Annotated in this window: 12 protein-coding genes; 5 read left to right on the top strand and 7 right to left on the bottom strand. The window is 64.1% G+C overall.

The genetic code is table 11. The features are described from left to right. Positions 1-132 precede the first annotated feature (132 nt). The 6 genes from ACFOKF_RS06150 to ACFOKF_RS06125 all read right to left on the bottom strand — a co-directional run bounded on the left by ACFOKF_RS06150 (position 133) and on the right by ACFOKF_RS06125 (position 7,286). Positions 133-2,454 carry a TonB-dependent receptor gene (locus ACFOKF_RS06150; RefSeq protein WP_380794042.1) on the bottom strand — a complete coding sequence of 774 codons (2,322 nt, stop codon included), beginning with the start codon at positions 2,452-2,454 and terminating at the stop codon, positions 133-135. A gap of 80 nt (positions 2,455-2,534) precedes the next feature. Continuing rightward, positions 2,535-2,804 carry a ribbon-helix-helix domain-containing protein gene (locus tag ACFOKF_RS06145; protein ID WP_380794040.1) on the bottom strand — a complete coding sequence of 90 codons (270 nt, stop codon included), beginning with the start codon at positions 2,802-2,804 and terminating at the stop codon, positions 2,535-2,537. Continuing rightward, positions 2,804-3,526 (bottom strand): acetoacetyl-CoA reductase, encoded by a 723-nt coding sequence (phbB, locus tag ACFOKF_RS06140; protein ID WP_380794038.1) that lies wholly within the window; start codon positions 3,524-3,526, stop codon positions 2,804-2,806. The genes ACFOKF_RS06145 and phbB overlap by 1 nt, the downstream gene beginning before the upstream one ends. Positions 3,527-3,550: 24 nt before the next feature. Further along, positions 3,551-4,549: a ferrochelatase gene (gene hemH, locus ACFOKF_RS06135; RefSeq protein WP_380794036.1), complete on the bottom strand. Its 999-nt coding sequence runs from the start codon at positions 4,547-4,549 to the stop codon at positions 3,551-3,553. Continuing rightward, a complete protein-coding gene (locus ACFOKF_RS06130; RefSeq protein ID WP_380794034.1) occupies positions 4,546-6,813 on the bottom strand; it encodes a molybdopterin cofactor-binding domain-containing protein in 2,268 nt (755 codons plus the stop codon). Before ACFOKF_RS06130 ends, hemH begins: the two co-directional genes overlap by 4 nt. Positions 6,814-6,851: 38 nt before the next feature. Continuing rightward, positions 6,852-7,286: a CoA-binding protein gene (locus ACFOKF_RS06125; protein WP_380794032.1), complete on the bottom strand. Its 435-nt coding sequence runs from the start codon at positions 7,284-7,286 to the stop codon at positions 6,852-6,854. Positions 7,287-7,363: 77 nt separating this feature from the next. On the opposite strand from ACFOKF_RS06125, the gene ACFOKF_RS06120 reads away from it, so the two are divergent. Continuing rightward, positions 7,364-7,822 (top strand): GNAT family N-acetyltransferase, encoded by a 459-nt coding sequence (locus ACFOKF_RS06120; RefSeq protein ID WP_380794030.1) that lies wholly within the window; start codon positions 7,364-7,366, stop codon positions 7,820-7,822. Between the two features lie 476 nt (positions 7,823-8,298). Here ACFOKF_RS06120 and ACFOKF_RS06115 read toward each other — a convergent pair whose 3' ends face one another. Continuing rightward, on the bottom strand, positions 8,299-9,264 hold the full coding sequence (locus ACFOKF_RS06115) for an Mrp/NBP35 family ATP-binding protein (RefSeq protein ID WP_380794028.1): 966 nt from the start codon (positions 9,262-9,264) through the stop codon (positions 8,299-8,301). 74 nt (positions 9,265-9,338) lie between these two features. On the opposite strand from ACFOKF_RS06115, the gene hflK reads away from it, so the two are divergent. From hflK to ACFOKF_RS06095, 4 genes are all read left to right on the top strand, one after another. Beyond that, positions 9,339-10,478 carry an FtsH protease activity modulator HflK gene (hflK, locus tag ACFOKF_RS06110; RefSeq protein ID WP_380794026.1) on the top strand — a complete coding sequence of 380 codons (1,140 nt, stop codon included), beginning with the start codon at positions 9,339-9,341 and terminating at the stop codon, positions 10,476-10,478. Continuing rightward, a complete protein-coding gene (hflC, locus tag ACFOKF_RS06105; RefSeq protein ID WP_380794024.1) occupies positions 10,478-11,323 on the top strand; it encodes a protease modulator HflC in 846 nt (281 codons plus the stop codon). The genes hflK and hflC overlap by 1 nt, the downstream gene beginning before the upstream one ends. A 136-nt stretch (positions 11,324-11,459) precedes the next feature. Beyond that, complete coding sequence (locus tag ACFOKF_RS06100) at positions 11,460-12,965, top strand: Do family serine endopeptidase (RefSeq protein WP_380794022.1); 1,506 nt, start codon at positions 11,460-11,462, stop codon at positions 12,963-12,965. 117 nt (positions 12,966-13,082) lie between these two features. Then, positions 13,083-14,714, top strand: coding sequence for a helicase HerA-like domain-containing protein (locus ACFOKF_RS06095; protein WP_380794020.1), 1,632 nt, complete (start codon positions 13,083-13,085; stop codon positions 14,712-14,714). Positions 14,715-14,722: the final 8 nt, after the last annotated feature.

The following is a 14,722-nucleotide window of genomic DNA, read 5'->3' as shown; positions in this document are numbered from 1 at the left end:
CGAAGACTAATGCGAATCAATCGCGATCTGGAAACATTCGGAAAAGGTCGAGACGGGCGGCGACCCGAGGAGGAGTGTATCGCCGCCCGCCCCTTTATCCCCCGGCAGGGACGCGCCGGGGGGGGAGTCGGCTTACAGCTTGTAACCCAGGGTCAGCACCCAGGATCGCCCCTCACCCGGATTAGCCCAGCCATTGTTACGGATGCTGGTGTAATATTTCTCGTTGGTGAAGTTCTGGACGTTGAGCTGCGCCGTCAGCTTCTCGAAGAAGGTGTAGGACAGCATCGCCCGCTGCACGACATAGGAATCCGACTTGTAGAGCACAGTAGCCGGCGTCGTCAGCGCGTTGTTGAGGTAGAAGCTGCCCTGATAAGTCAGGCCATAACCCAGTTGCAGACCGAACGGCAGCGTATAAGTGGTGAACAGGCTGCCCGAATGTTTCGGATTGTTGGTCATCGGGTTGCCGGCCTGGGCATCGAGCACGCCGGCATCCTTCTGGAAGTCGGAGATGCTCTGGATGACCTTGCTGTCCAGATAGGTGTAGTTGGCAAAGACGGTCCAGTCGGGCGTGATGTTGCCCGATGCGCCCAGCGTCACGCCGTTCACGCGATTGCGACCGTCATTGACCGGCAGGTTGCCGATGAAGGGATCGTTGCTGGTGACGCGATAGTTAGTGCGTTCGTTGCGGAACAGTGCGGCCGTCAGTTGCAGCTTATGATCGAACAGGTCAACCTTGCCGCCGATTTCGTAATTGACCGCCTGTTCCGGTTTGGCGTCGCACGGATCGCTGACTTCGCCGCCGGTGGGTGCGGTGACGAGCAGGCCGCAACCGGCGCGCACGCTGGTGGCGGTGGGGTTCTTGGAATTGCCATAGGCGATATAGAGGCTGGCATTTTCCATCGGCTTGTAAACCAGGCCGATGCGGTAGGAGAAGAGATTGTCCGTCGCCAGCTGCGTCGGCCCGGTCGTGTAGGCGCCGCCGGCCGCCAGCGTAGCGATGCTGTCCGACCGGAATTTGGCATGATTATATTCGTACCGGACGCCGCCGTTCAGCTCCAGTCCCTCGACAAGCTTGGCCGCGCCAAAGGCATAGACGGCCAGATTGTAGAGATCGCCCGTCTGCGCGCTGGTGCGGGTCGGATTGATCGGGCCGGTATAGTCGGTCGGCGTGCCGATGACGATCGGGTTCAGCGGCGAAGGCACCACACTCGATCCGTCGGCATTGCGGAACACATTGCCGCTGTCGAGGTCATAATCCTCCTGCAAGCCGGACGCACCCAGCACCAGCGTGTGACCGCCCGGAATGGTGAAGGTCAGGTCTGTCTGCGTGTAGAGTGTCTGGTTGACCGAGTTGCGGAAATTGCCGCGCGGGCCACCGGGATAATAGGTGCCCGGCACCTGGCCGGCCGCGCAGGCCACACCCTGCTGGGTCTTGCCGTCGGCCAGGCAGTAGGTGCCGCCCTGTGGCGGATCGACCACCAGATTCTGCGCAACGCGCTGCCACCGGGTCAGGTTGCGGACAGCCAGCGTGTCGCTGAATTTGTGGTCGAAGATCGCGGTCGCCTGATCAATCGTCTGATCCTGGCGATCGACATTCTTGTACCCGAAATAGCCGCTATAGGGCACACCCGGCAGGGCGCCGTCGTAAAAGGCGTTCTTGTAATAGGGGACGCCATAGAGCGGCGTATTCTTGTCCTCCTGATGCGTGTAGAGCAGCGTCAGCGAGGTCGGCCCGTCCACACCCAGCTTGACGGAGGGCGCAACGCCCCAGCGTTCATAGCGGTCGACGTCGCGGCGTGCCACGTCATTTTCATGATACATGGCGTTCAGGCGCACCGCGACCAGATCGCTGACGCGCACATTGCTGTCGATTGTCGCGCGATAATAGTCCGACGTGCCGATGCCGGCCTGGACCAGCGTTTCATTGTCCGCCTTGGGACGCTTGGTGACAAGATTGATGTTGCCGCCGACCGAACCGGAACCGGCATAGACCGAATTGGCGCCGTTGGTCACTTCAATCTGTTCAAGGTTGAACGGGTCGGTGCGGCTATATTGCGCGCTGTCGCGCACGCCGTCGATGCTGATGTCGGTATTGGCGCTCTGGCCGCGCAGGTTGATGCTGTCGCCATAACCACCGCCGCCTTCGCCTGCGCCAAAGGTGATGCCCGGCACGGTCGACAGCACGTCGCGCAGCGTCAACAGATTCTGCTTGGAAATCGTCTGGTTGCCAATGACGGTGATCGTCTGGGGCGTGTCCAGCAGCGGCCGGACATATTTGGGCGATTCCGCCTTCTCGACCTTGATTTCCGATTCATCAATCGCGGTATCGGTGACCGTCATGCCGCCCAGCTTTTGGCCCTGGTCGGCAGTCTGGGCGTGCGCGGCGGTCGCAAAAGCCATGGCGCCGACGCAACTCAGCGCAAGAAATGACGTGTGTGATGCAGACTTGCTCATGAAAGCAGTTTCCCCTCTGTCTTAGACGGAGGGCTGCTATTGCGAATCGTTCTTACTGTCAACGCTAATGCGAATAGCTCTTATTCACTTCGTTGATTTTGCGCAAAAAGCCAGCAACGTATCGCACTTGCCAGATTGGGCGCGGGATCGGCAGCCAGACGCGCGACATCAATGCGCGCAATGAGGGCGTTGACCGGAACATTGTCCTGCGCGGCGGCATGGCGCAGCGCAATCCAGAAGATGGGTTCCAGGCTGATCGCCGTCTGATGGCCGGCGATGGTCACGCTCCGCTTGACCGGCGGCGCGAAGGTCGGCGGCCCCGAAGGCGTGTCGGGGCCGCCGCTATCCATCAATACATATGCTGGCCGCCGTTGATCGACAGCGTGCTGCCGGTCACGAAGCCGCCTTCCTCGCAGCACAGGAAAGCAACGCCGCGGGCGATTTCATGGGCCTGACCGAGGCGACCAACCGGAATTTTCGCCACAATCTTTTCCAGCACCGGCGCGGGCACGGCGGCGACCATGTCAGTGTCGATATAGCCGGGCGCGATGGCGTTCACGGTCACGCCATATTTGGCGCCTTCCTGCGCCAGCGCCTTGGTGAAACCATGGATGCCCGATTTGGCGGCGGCATAGTTGACCTGGCCATATTGACCGGCCTGACCATTGATCGAACCGATGTTGACGATGCGGCCCCAGCCGCGTTCGCGCATGCCGCCGAATGTCGCCTTGGCCATGTTGAAACAGCCGCCCAGGTTGATGCGCATCACTTCGTTCCAGTCGTCGAAGCTCATCCGCGCCAGCACGCCGTCACGGGTGATGCCCGCATTGTTGACGACCACATCGATGGGACCAAGCGCTTCGGTGACAGCTGCGCAGCCGTCGAGGCATGCCTGATGATCGCCGACGTCCCATTTAAAGGACGCAATACCGGTCCTGTCGGTGAACGCCTTGGCCTTTTCCTCGTTGCCAGCATAGTTGGCGGCAACGGTATAGCCCAATTCCTTGAGCGCCAGACTAATCGCCTCGCCGATACCCCGCGTTCCGCCCGTCACGATCGCCACTCTCGACATAAAAGCGTCCTCTTCCAACTAGGGTCAGTCGATCCAACCCGAAAGCTCGCGGCTCATAAGCCTCTGGTAGAGAGTGATAGCGTCCGCCGACGCATTTAAACAAGGCAAATAGGCGAAATTTTCGCCGCCCTCGCGCAAAAAAACTTCTTTTGCGCGCAATGCGATTTCTTCAAGCGTTTCAAGGCAGTCAGCAGAAAAGCCCGGTGTCGTGACAGCAATATTTCGGACACCTTCCCGCACCAATTTGGCGAGCGTCGCCTCCGTTTCGGGTTCAAGCCATTTGGCGCGGCCAAACCGCGACTGAAAGCTCATATGGACCGGCAAGGTCAACGCTTCGCGCAGCAGGCGCACCGTCTTCATCGACTGGCAATGATAGGGGTCGCCCAGATGCAGGGTGCGTTCGGGCATGCCATGGAAACTGGCGAGCAAAGCGTCCGGCTTGAAAGCGAGCGCTGCGACCTGCGCTTCGATCGACGCCCTGAGCGCGCCGATATAAGCAGGGTCGTCATGATAGGGCGGCAGGGTGCGAATCGCCGGTTGCCAGCGCATCGCCTTTAGCGCGGCAAAAGCGGCGTCATTGGCGGTGGCGGTCGTCGCGGCGCTATATTGCGGGTAGAGCGGCGCGAGCAGGATGCGGTCGCATCCCTGCGCCTTCATATCCGCCAGCCGAGCCGCAATGGATGGATTGCCGTAACGCATCGCCCAGTCGACCATCACCTGCGGCATCGCCTGTTGCAACGCGCGGGCGGTATCGCGGGTGTGCACGGCAAGGGGAGAGCCTTCATCGCTCCACACCTGTTGATAGGCATGGGCGGATTTCTTTGGCCGGGTGGTCAGGATCGCGCCGTGCAGGATCGGCTGCCATATCAGCTTGGGGATTTCCACGACGCGGCGGTCGGACAGAAATTCCGCCAGATAGCGCCGCACCGACTTTGCGTCGGGCGCATCGGGCGTGCCCAGATTGATGAGCAACAAGCCGACGCGAGGCGCAGGAATGGCGGGATGATCGATGGGAAGGCTCATGCAGCCCCCACTAAGGGCAGGCTGCGCAAACGCTGACCTGTCCATGTGTACAGGGCATTGGCGATGGCGGGGGCGACCAGCGGCGCGGCAACATCGCTGACGCCGGCGGGATCGGCAGTGCTGCGCATCAACTCGACCGTCACTTCGCCGACGTCGGCAAGGCGCGGCAGGTTCATCCGGCCCAATATTGCGCGGATCGGCAGGCCAGCTTCATAGGGGACTGACGCGCCCATGGCATAGGCAAGGCCATAGACCAGACCGCTTTCAATCTGTTGCCGCGCGATATCGGGATTGACCTGATCGCCGGCGTCGACCGCCGCGACGATGCGGCTGACATTCAGCCGGTCGCCGCTCATTTCCGCCTCCACCAGCACGGCGGCATAGGCGCCGTTCATCATATGGGTCGCCAGCCCCTGCCCGCTGCCCGGCACGCCGCCTTGCCAGCCGCCCATCGCCGCCGCGGTCGACAGGCAATGGGCGAGGCGCGGATTGCCGCCCAGCATCTGAATGCGGAAGGACATGGCCTCCATATTCGCCAGATGCGCCAGTTCATCGAGGAAGCTTTCGGTGAAGAAGGCGCTGTGCAGATGCGCATTCCCCCGCGTGAAGCCAAGCGGCAGGCCGACATCGGCGGGATAATGATCCACCGCCCAATTGGGGATGGCGTAAGACGGCGCCATGCCGGCGACGGCGAGCCGGGTCGCCTTGTCCGCTGCGTCCGCCGCGGCTTCATGGGGCAGCTTGCCATCGGCGATCCGCGCCCAGGTCTGCGTCATGGCGCAGGGGGTCGCGACCTTGGCCAGCCAGCCTTCGATCGCGCCGTTGCGCCCGAGCTTGGCGGCCATGCGGGCATGGGCCGGCGCGCTGGGCCGATCCTGCACCACATCCTCCAGCCGCGACCATTGCAGTTGCACCGGACGGCCCATGTCGCGGGCGATGAGCGCCGCCTGCACGCCCGCGTCCCAGTCCATCTTCCGCCCGAAGGAGCCGCCGGCATGGAGCGGATAGAGCGTCACCGCGTCGGCGGACAGGCCGAGCGCATCGGCGATGGCGGCGCGGGCCAGGCCGGGGGCCTGCGTCGCCATCCAGACTTCCGCGCCGTCGTCAGTGACGCGGGCGGTGGCGCATAGGGGTTCAAGGGCAAGATGCAGGCCGGCGTCGACCTGATATTCGCTCGCGAGGATCGTCGCCCCTTCGAACACTGGCAGCAGATCGCCCTGCGCATAGAGGCGGCGACCGGCGGACGAGGAGAAGGCATTTTCCAGCGCTTCGTCGATGCCGCCGCTGCTGACCGGCTTGCCGCGCAGGGTGAAGACCGGATCGGCCAGATCCAGCGCCTTGTTGGCCGCCCACCAGTTGCTGGCGACGGCGGCGACCCAGCGGTCCCGCTTCACCAGCTTGAGGAAGCCGGTGACGCCGCCGGCGGCGCGATCATCCGTGCCAGCGAGCAGAGCGTCGCCGATCGGCCCCTGCCGGATCGAGGCATAGACCATGTCGGGCAGACGAATGTCGGCGGCGAAATTATGACTGCCGTCAATCTTGGACGGGGTATCAAGGCGCGGCAGATCCTGCCCGGACAGGCGCGCGTCCTGCCCCTGTCGATAGGGCAGGATTTCGGGCAGGTCGAACTGCACTGCTTCGGCGACGACGTCGCCAATCTTCATCCGCCGGTCCGCGCCGTCCGAAATCAGGCCGTCCTGAATGTCGCAGCTTTCCCAGGGGATGGACCATGAGGCCGCCGCCGCCTTGCACAATAGCACGCGCGCAACCGCGCCGGCGTCGCGATAGGCGTCATGGAACATCGGGACGGACGTGCCGCCGCCCGTCAGCATCAGCGCGCTGCGGGTCGCATATTGGCCGATCGCCCAGTCGCCCGCATCGCCCAGCACGCGGGTCCAGTCGCTCGCCAGCCATTCGCGCGCCAGCAGCGTGTTGGCATAGAGCGGGCTGACGGGCGCGCTCTGGACCGCGACGGAGCGCCAGTCCGCACCCAGTTCATCCGCCAATATCTGTGGCAGGACGGTGGTGACGCCCTGCCCCATTTCGGTCTGGGGCACGACCACGATGATCTGGCCGGATCGGTCGATCTTCAGAAAGGCGTTGACGATCGTTTCGGTCGGACCGGCATTGAGATTGGGCCGGTAGCGGCGCGGCCATGCGCCCCATGCGATCAGCAGGCCCGCCGCAGCACCGCCGCCGACCAGCAAGGTCCGCCGGCTGATGCCTTTGCTCTTGTTCGATTGCTTCCGCGGTGCGCGCGCCATGCCTGCCTGATAGTCGGGGCTTGGCGCGCTGCCTAGGGTTAATCGGCGGAAATCGGCGCAAGGCCCAGACGCGGGATTTCGATCGCGGGGCAACGGTCCATCACGACCTGAAGGCCGGCCGCTTCGGCGCGGGCGGCGGCGGCTTCATTGATGACGCCAAGCTGCATCCAGACCGATTTCGCGCCGGCGGCAATCGCTTCATCTACGGCGTCGCCGGCCGCTTCGCTGCGGCGGAAAATATCGACCATGTCGATCGGCACGCCGATGTCGGACAGGCGGCCCCAGACAAATTCGCCATGGACATGTTCGCCCGCAATCTGCGGATTGACCGGCAGGACGCGATAGCCATGATTCTGGAGGAAGGCCATCACGCTGTAGCTGGCGCGGTCGGGCCGGTCGGACATGCCGACCAGCGCGATCGTGCGGGTGCCTTCCAGCAATGCGGCAATATCCTGCGGGGCGGTGAGCGGCATGGGCGTTTCCTTTCCCGACGGACATGGGGAGGATATGGCCGCTTGCAAGACGTGGAGCGCCGGTTAGTGCTTAGGCCATGTTCGACATACGCCCCGACGACCTGACCGACCCGCAGACCCGTGCGCTGCTGGCCCTGCATCTTTCAGGCATGCAGGCCAATAGCCCGGCCGACGCCGTGTTCGCGCTGGACCTGTCGGGATTGCAGCGGCCCGATATAGCAGTGTGGTCCGTGTGGGACGGGACGACCATCGCCGGGGTCGGCGCGCTAAGGACGCTGACGGCCGACCATGGAGAGATCAAGTCGATGCGCACCCATCCTGAGCATCTGCGGCGCGGGGCTGCGGCCGAATTGCTGCGGCATATCATTGGGCAGGCGCGGGATCGGGGGATGACGCGGCTGAGCCTGGAAACCGGGAGCGGGCCGGCGTTTGATCCAGCGCTGGCGCTATACCGCGCGCATGGTTTTGAGAATGGAGAAGCGTTCGGGGGCTATAGTGCGAGCGCGTTCAACCAGTTTCTGCATTTGCGGCTTTAGCGACACAGAGCGCTGAAGCCACATTACCTAACTTGCGTTCGGGCTGAGCCTGTCGAAGCCCCGCCCTTCTCTTGAAGCGTTTAAGTGAAGTACAGCCCCCTTCGACTGCCTGCTTGCAGCAGGCGCTCAGGTTCAAACGAGTCACGTGCCTCGTTTGAAGCTTCGACAGGCTCAGGGCGAACGGATGATATTGGCAAGGTGGCATTCCAGATGCGGCGCATCCGGTCAGCGCGCCCGATGGATTTGGCTTAACTTCGCATATTTCCCGCCGAATCGGACATTTTGTTGCGCTGGGCTGATCCTATCGCAAAGTGGGCGAGGTTGGGCGCTGGAAGCGCGGGATGCGATTATGGGTGGCTAATGGCGCGTAGGACAGGGAGCGGCTGCCCACCCCGCTGCGACTATATTCCCCCGGCTCAAGGCCGGGGTCATTAAGTCTCGCTGCCCCTCTCGCCTGCGGGAGGGGAATTAGATCGTCAGGCTGGTTGTTTCAGCCAGTCGGCGACCTTCTGCGCGATCGCGGCGAAGGCGTCGGCATAAGGACCATCGCCTGCGGCCGGCGGATCGCCGGCATCGGAGCGTCGGCGTATGTCGATCGCCAGCGGGATGCGGCCCAGGAATGGCATGGCGAGGTCGCCCGCCGTGCTTTCCGCCCCGCCCTGTCCGAAGGGATCGGAGATTTCGCCGCAATGGGGGCAGGCATAGCCGGCCATATTTTCGACCAGCCCGACCATCGGCACGCCCGCCTGCGCGAACAGGCTGACGGCGCGGGTCGCGTCGATCAGGGCGAGATCCTGCGGCGTGGAGACGATCACCGCGCCGGCGGGCTTATGCTTTTGCACCATGGTCAGCTGAATGTCGCCGGTGCCGGGCGGCATGTCGACCACCAGCAATTGCGTGTCGCCCCATTCGGCCTCGATCAACTGGCTGAGCGCATTGCCGACCATCGGCCCGCGCCAGGCCAGCGCCTTGCCCGGCTCCACCAGATGCGCCATCGACAGCATCGGAATGCCGGCGACGCCGGTGACGGGCACCAGCTTCTTGTCGCGGGCGACCGGCTTTTGATCTTCGCTGCCCATCAGCTTGGCCTGCGAGGGACCATAAATGTCGGCGTCGACCAGCCCGACGCGGAGGCCCAGCCGATGGAGCGCAACGGCAAGGTTGGCCGACAGGGTCGATTTGCCCACCCCGCCCTTGCCCGATGCGACGGCAAGGATTTTCAGCACCTTCTTTTCAGCGGTCATGGCGATGCGCACTTCGGCAACGCCCGGCACGGTCAGCCCGCCTTCGCGAATGGCGGCGGCCAGTCCATCGCGCTGTTCGGGGGCGAGGCCGCCCACATCGAGCGCAAGGGTCATCACCCCATCCTTGACGCGCGGGGTGCTGGCGCGGCCATCGGTCAGGGCGGTCAAACGGGCGGCAAAATCGGGAAGATCGGTCATGGCGACGCCCTGTAGGCAATATTCGCAGCCATTGGCACTGTTTTTCGGAGAAGAGCCTTCCTATAGAAGGCAACATGAGAAGAAAATTCGGGTGGATGCCCGCGATCGCAGCAATGGTCCAAGGCCCATGGGGCGGCAAGAATGACGGACCTGACGGGGACGGCCAGAAAGGCGGCGACGGCGGCCCGCGCAATCCGTGGACCCAGCCGGGCAAGCCGTCCGGCGGCAATGCCAAGGGGCCTTCGGCGATCGAGGAATTGCTGCGCCGGGGCCGCGAAAGCTTTGGCCAGGGCGGCGGTGGCGGCAATGGCGGCGGCTTTGGCGGCATGCCGCCGCGCGGCGCCGGCAAGGCGCTCTGGCCCTTTGCGGTCGGCCTGCTGGTCATATTATGGCTGGTGCTGACCAGTTTTCACCGCGTCGGCCCGCAGGAACGCGGCGTCGTGACCCTCCTTGGCAAATATAGCCGCACTCTTTCCCCCGGCATCAGCCTGACCCTGCCCGCCCCGTTCGAGGCGGTGACGACCGTGGACGTCGAGGAAATCCGCACCATCGACATCGGGTCGGTGAGCGCGGAGAGCGAGAATCTGGTGCTCACCGGCGACCAGAATATCATCGATCTGGCTTATTCGGTGCGCTGGAACATTCGCAACCCGGAACTCTATCTGTTCCAGCTTTCAGACCCGGACGCCTCCGTGCGCGAAGTCGCCGAAAGCGCGATGCGATCGGTGCTGGCCAGCGTCAGCCTGGACGATGCGCTGGGCGCGGGCCGCAGCAGCATCGAGCAGCAGGTCGAACAGAAGATGCAGGAAATCCTGGACAGCTATAAGTCGGGTATCCGCATTCAGGGCGTCGCGATCAAGCAGGCCGATCCGCCAACCGCCGTGAACGACGCATTCAAGGCCGTGTCGGCCGCGCAGCAGACCGCCCAGACCTACCTCAATCAGGCGCGCGCCGCCGCGCAGCAGGTGACGGCCAAGGCGCAGGGCGAGGCCGCCGCGTTCGACAAGGTGTATGAACAATATAAGCTGGCGCCCGAAGTCACGCGCCGGCGCATGTATTATGAAACCATGGAGGGCGTTCTGTCCAACGTCGACAAGACCATCGTCGAAGGCAATAATGTGACGCCCTATCTGCCGCTGCCTGAACTCAAAAAGCGTGCGCAGGCGGCCCCGGCCCAGGGCGCGAGCAGCGCCACCGCGACGGAGGGCCAGTGATGTCCATTTTGCGTCATCCCGTCGGCCTTGCCATCTTTGCGCTGGTCGCCCTCATTCTGCTGGGCAGCACGGTCGCGATCGTGCCGGAAACCCGGCAGGGCGTGATCGTGCGCTTTGGCGAGCCAAAGGCCATCGTCAACCGCTATCGCCCCAATGAAAGCTTTGGCCATACCGGCGCGGGCATCATCCTGCGCGCGCCCTTCGTCGACCAGATCGTCTGGATCGACAAGCGCGTCCTTTCGGTCGAGATGGAGCGGCAGCAGGTGCTGTCGACCGACCAGCTGCGACTTCAGGTCGACGCCTTCGCCCGCTATCGCATCGTCGATCCGCTGCGCATGTATATTGCGGCGGGCAGCGAGGAGAAGGTGTCGGATGCGTTGCGCCCGATTCTGGGGTCCGCGCTGCGCAACGAACTGGGCAAGCGGCCCTTCGCCGCGCTGCTCAGCCCCGAGCGCGGGCAGGTGATGGACAATATCGAAGCCGGCCTGAACCGGGTCGCCCGCCAATATGGCGCGCAGATCATCGACGTGCGGATCAAGCGCGCCGACCTGCCCGACGGCACGCCGCTGGAAAGCGCCTTCACCCGCATGAGCACCGCGCGCAAGCAGGAAGCGCTGACGATCGAGGCGCAGGGGGCCAAGCAGGCGCAGATCATCCGCGCCGAAGCGGACGCCAACGCCGCGCGCATCTATGCCGAAAGCTATGGCAAAGATCCGCAATTCTATGATTTCTATCGGGCTATGCAGAGCTATCGCTACACATTTGCGCCCGAGCGCAGCGGGCAGACCAATATCATCCTGTCGCCGGACAATCAGTTCCTGCGCCAGTTTCAGGGAGGACGTTAAACTTTCGTCATGATTCCGCGGGGATCATTACGGAACCAGCGTCATTCAATGAGGGTTAAGGCAAGGCGGCGCATGGCTGGGTTCTCCCCAAGTCCCGCCTTCCCTAATCCCGCAGTTTCGAAGAGGACCGTCACGAGTGCGTTACGCTTATGCCATCACCGGCGCCCTGCTGCTCGGCGGCACCGCCATTGCCGTCACCACCAGTTCCAATGTCGGCGCGCAGGTCGCGCAGAATGAAGGATTGACGGCGGCAGCCCCGGCAGGCGCGCCCGCCAGCCTGGCCGACATGGTCGAAAAGCTGCAACCTGCGGTCGTCAACATTTCGACCAAGCAGCGCGTGCAGGTGCAGAACCCGTTCGCCGGCACCCCCTTTGGCGACCTGTTCGGTCAGGGTCAGGGCGGCCAGCCCCAGACCCGTCAGGCCCAGTCGCTGGGGTCTGGCTTCATCATTTCGGCCGACGGCTATATCGTCACCAACAATCATGTGGTGTCGGCCGGCGCGGAAGGCGCGAGCGTGGATTCGATCACCGTCACGCTGACGAACAAGAAGGAATATCCCGCCAAGCTGATCGGCCGCGACGCCGCGACCGACCTGGCGGTGCTGAAGATCGAATCGCCTACCCCCCTGCCCTTCGTGAAGTTCGGCGACAGCACCAAGTCGCGCGTGGGCGACTGGGTGGTCGCGATCGGCAATCCCTTCGCTCTGTCGGGCACGGTGACGGCGGGCATCATTTCCGCCCTGCATCGCGGCACCGGCGGCAGCTATGACAAGTTCATCCAGACCGACGCATCGATCAACCAGGGCAACTCCGGCGGCCCGATGTTCGACATGCGCGGCAATGTGATCGGCATCAACAGCCAGATATTGTCGCCTTCGGGCGGCAATGTCGGCATCGGTTTCGCCATCCCGTCCGAACAGGCGGCGCCGATCGTGGAGACGCTGCGCAAGGGTCAGGCGATCAAGCGCGGATACCTGGGCGTGCAGATCAGCCCGCTGGGCGAGGATCTGGCCGATTCGCTGGGTCTGGCCAAGAATAGCGGCGAATTCATCCAGGGCGTCGAGCCGGGCAAGGGCGCGGAAAAGGCCGGGATCAAGGCGGGCGACGTGATCGTCAGCGTGGCCGGGCAGGAAGTGACCGTCGACCAGAATCTGTCCTCGATCGTCGCCAATCAGGCAATCGGCGCGCGCGTGCCCATCGTCCTCATTCGCAACGGCCAGCGCATGACGGTGACTGCCGTTGTGGGCGAGCGTCCGCCCGAAGATGAGCTGAACAACTTCGCCCAGCAGCAGGGCGATGAAGATTTCAGCCAGCAACCGCAAAATCCGGGCAAGGCGACCGAACAGTCGCTGGGCATTTCCGCCATCCCGCTGACGCCGGGGATCATCCGCCAGCTGGGCGTCGCCGCCGACACGCGCGGCATCGTGATCACCGCCGTCGACGGATCGACCGATGCAGGCGCGAAGGGCCTGCGTCGCGGCGACGTGATCATCAGCGCCAACAACCGCCCGGTCGCCAGCCAGGCGGAACTGGATGCGCAGGTGAAGGCGGTGTCCGGTCAGGGCCGCAACGCCATATTGTTGCAGGTGCTGCGCCGTGGTCAGCCGGCGATCTTCCTGCCGGTGCGCCTGCGCGACAAATAAGCGGCGCTTGCCCAAACGCCCTCACCCGGTAGAGTGAGGGCGCCCTATCAGACCCGTTCGGGCTGAGCCTGTCGCAAGGCTCAGGGCGAACGGGTTTTTCTTTTCGGAGTTGCAGCAATGAGCGACGGCATTTTCATCGGCCTTGGCGCACCGGACAAGGATGGCGGGGTTCCCCAGACGCTGAACCTGCGCCGGGCGAACCGGCACGGGCTGATCGCCGGGGCGACCGGCACCGGCAAGACGGTGACGTTGCAGGGCATTGCCGAAAGCTTTTCCGCGCTGGGCGTGCCGGTGTTTCTGGCCGATGTGAAGGGCGATCTGGCCGGCATATCCATGGCCGGTTCGCCCACCGCGAAAAATGCCGACAAGCTGGTCGCGCGCGCCGCTGAAGTCGGCATATCCGATTATGCCTATGCCGATAATCCGGCCATCTTCTGGGATCTCTATGGGGAACAGGGGCATCCGATCCGCACCACCGTCAGCGAGATGGGACCGCTGCTGCTCGCGCGGCTGATGGGCCTCAACGAAACGCAGGAAGGCGTGCTGTCGATCGCGTTCAAATATGCCGACGAAGAAGGGCTGTTGCTGCTGGACCTGGGCGATTTGCAGGCAATGCTGGCCTATTGCGCGGACAATGCCGACACGCTGTCCGCGCGCTATGGCAATGTCACCAAGGCCAGCGTCGGCGCGATCCAGCGGCAATTGCTCCAGCTGGAAAGCCAGGGCGGCGACCATTTCTTCGGCGAACCCGCGCTCGACATCCATGATATGTTGCAGGTGGACGACAAGGGGCGCGGCTATGTGAATGTGCTGGCGGCCGACAAGCTGATGCAGTCGCCCAAGCTGTATGCGACCTTCCTGCTGTGGCTGCTGAGCGAATTGTTCGAGACGCTGCCCGAGGTCGGCGACCCGGACAAGCCCAAGCTGGTCTTCTTCTTCGATGAGGCGCATCTGCTGTTCGATGATGCGCCCAAGGCGCTGACCGACAAGATCGAACAGGTGGTGCGCCTGATCCGGTCGAAGGGCGTGGGCGTCTATTTCGTGACGCAGAACCCGATCGACATACCCGAGGATGTGGCGGGGCAGCTGGGCAACCGGGTGCAGCATGCGCTGCGCGCCTTCACCCCGCGCGACCAGCGGGCGATCAAGGCGGCGGCCGAAACCTTCCGCATCAATCCCGACCTGAATGTCGAGACGGCGATCACCGAACTAAAGGTCGGCGAGGCGCTGGTGTCGCTGCTGGGGGAGGACGGGTCGCCCGGCATCGTCCAGCGCACGCTGATCGCCCCGCCCCGCTCCCGCCTTGGCCCGGTGGAGCCGAAGGAGCGCGCGATCATCCAGTCGATTTCGCCCTGCGCGGGGAAATATGACACGGCGGTCAATCGCGAATCGGCCGAGGAAATATTGGCGGCGCGCGGGCAGGCCGCCGCCGCCGCTGCGCAGGCGTCCAAGGCGCAGGCCGAAGCCGACAAGGCCGCCGCCGCACAGGCCAAGGTGGAGGCCAAGCAGCGTGAGGCGGAACTGAAGGAGCAGGCCCGGCGCGAGGCGGCCGAAGCGCGCGAAGCGGCCAAGCCCAGCGCGTTCGACAAGGCGATCGCGTCCGCCACCCGCGCGGCGGGATCGTCGGTCGGGCGGCAGGTCGCCAATGAACTGGGCCGCGCGGTGTTCGGCGGGTCGAGCCGCAAATCCTCCTCCGGCGGGATCGCGGGCAAGCTGGTGCGCGGCATATTGGGCAGCCTGTTCAAATAGGCTATGCT

It is taken from the genome of Sphingobium rhizovicinum (assembly GCF_042647625.1).
In the GTDB taxonomy this organism is placed as follows: Bacteria; Pseudomonadota; Alphaproteobacteria; order Sphingomonadales; family Sphingomonadaceae; genus Sphingobium; species Sphingobium rhizovicinum.
Note: the sequence above shows the minus strand (reverse complement) of the source record. Positions and strands in the feature narration are given on the sequence as shown.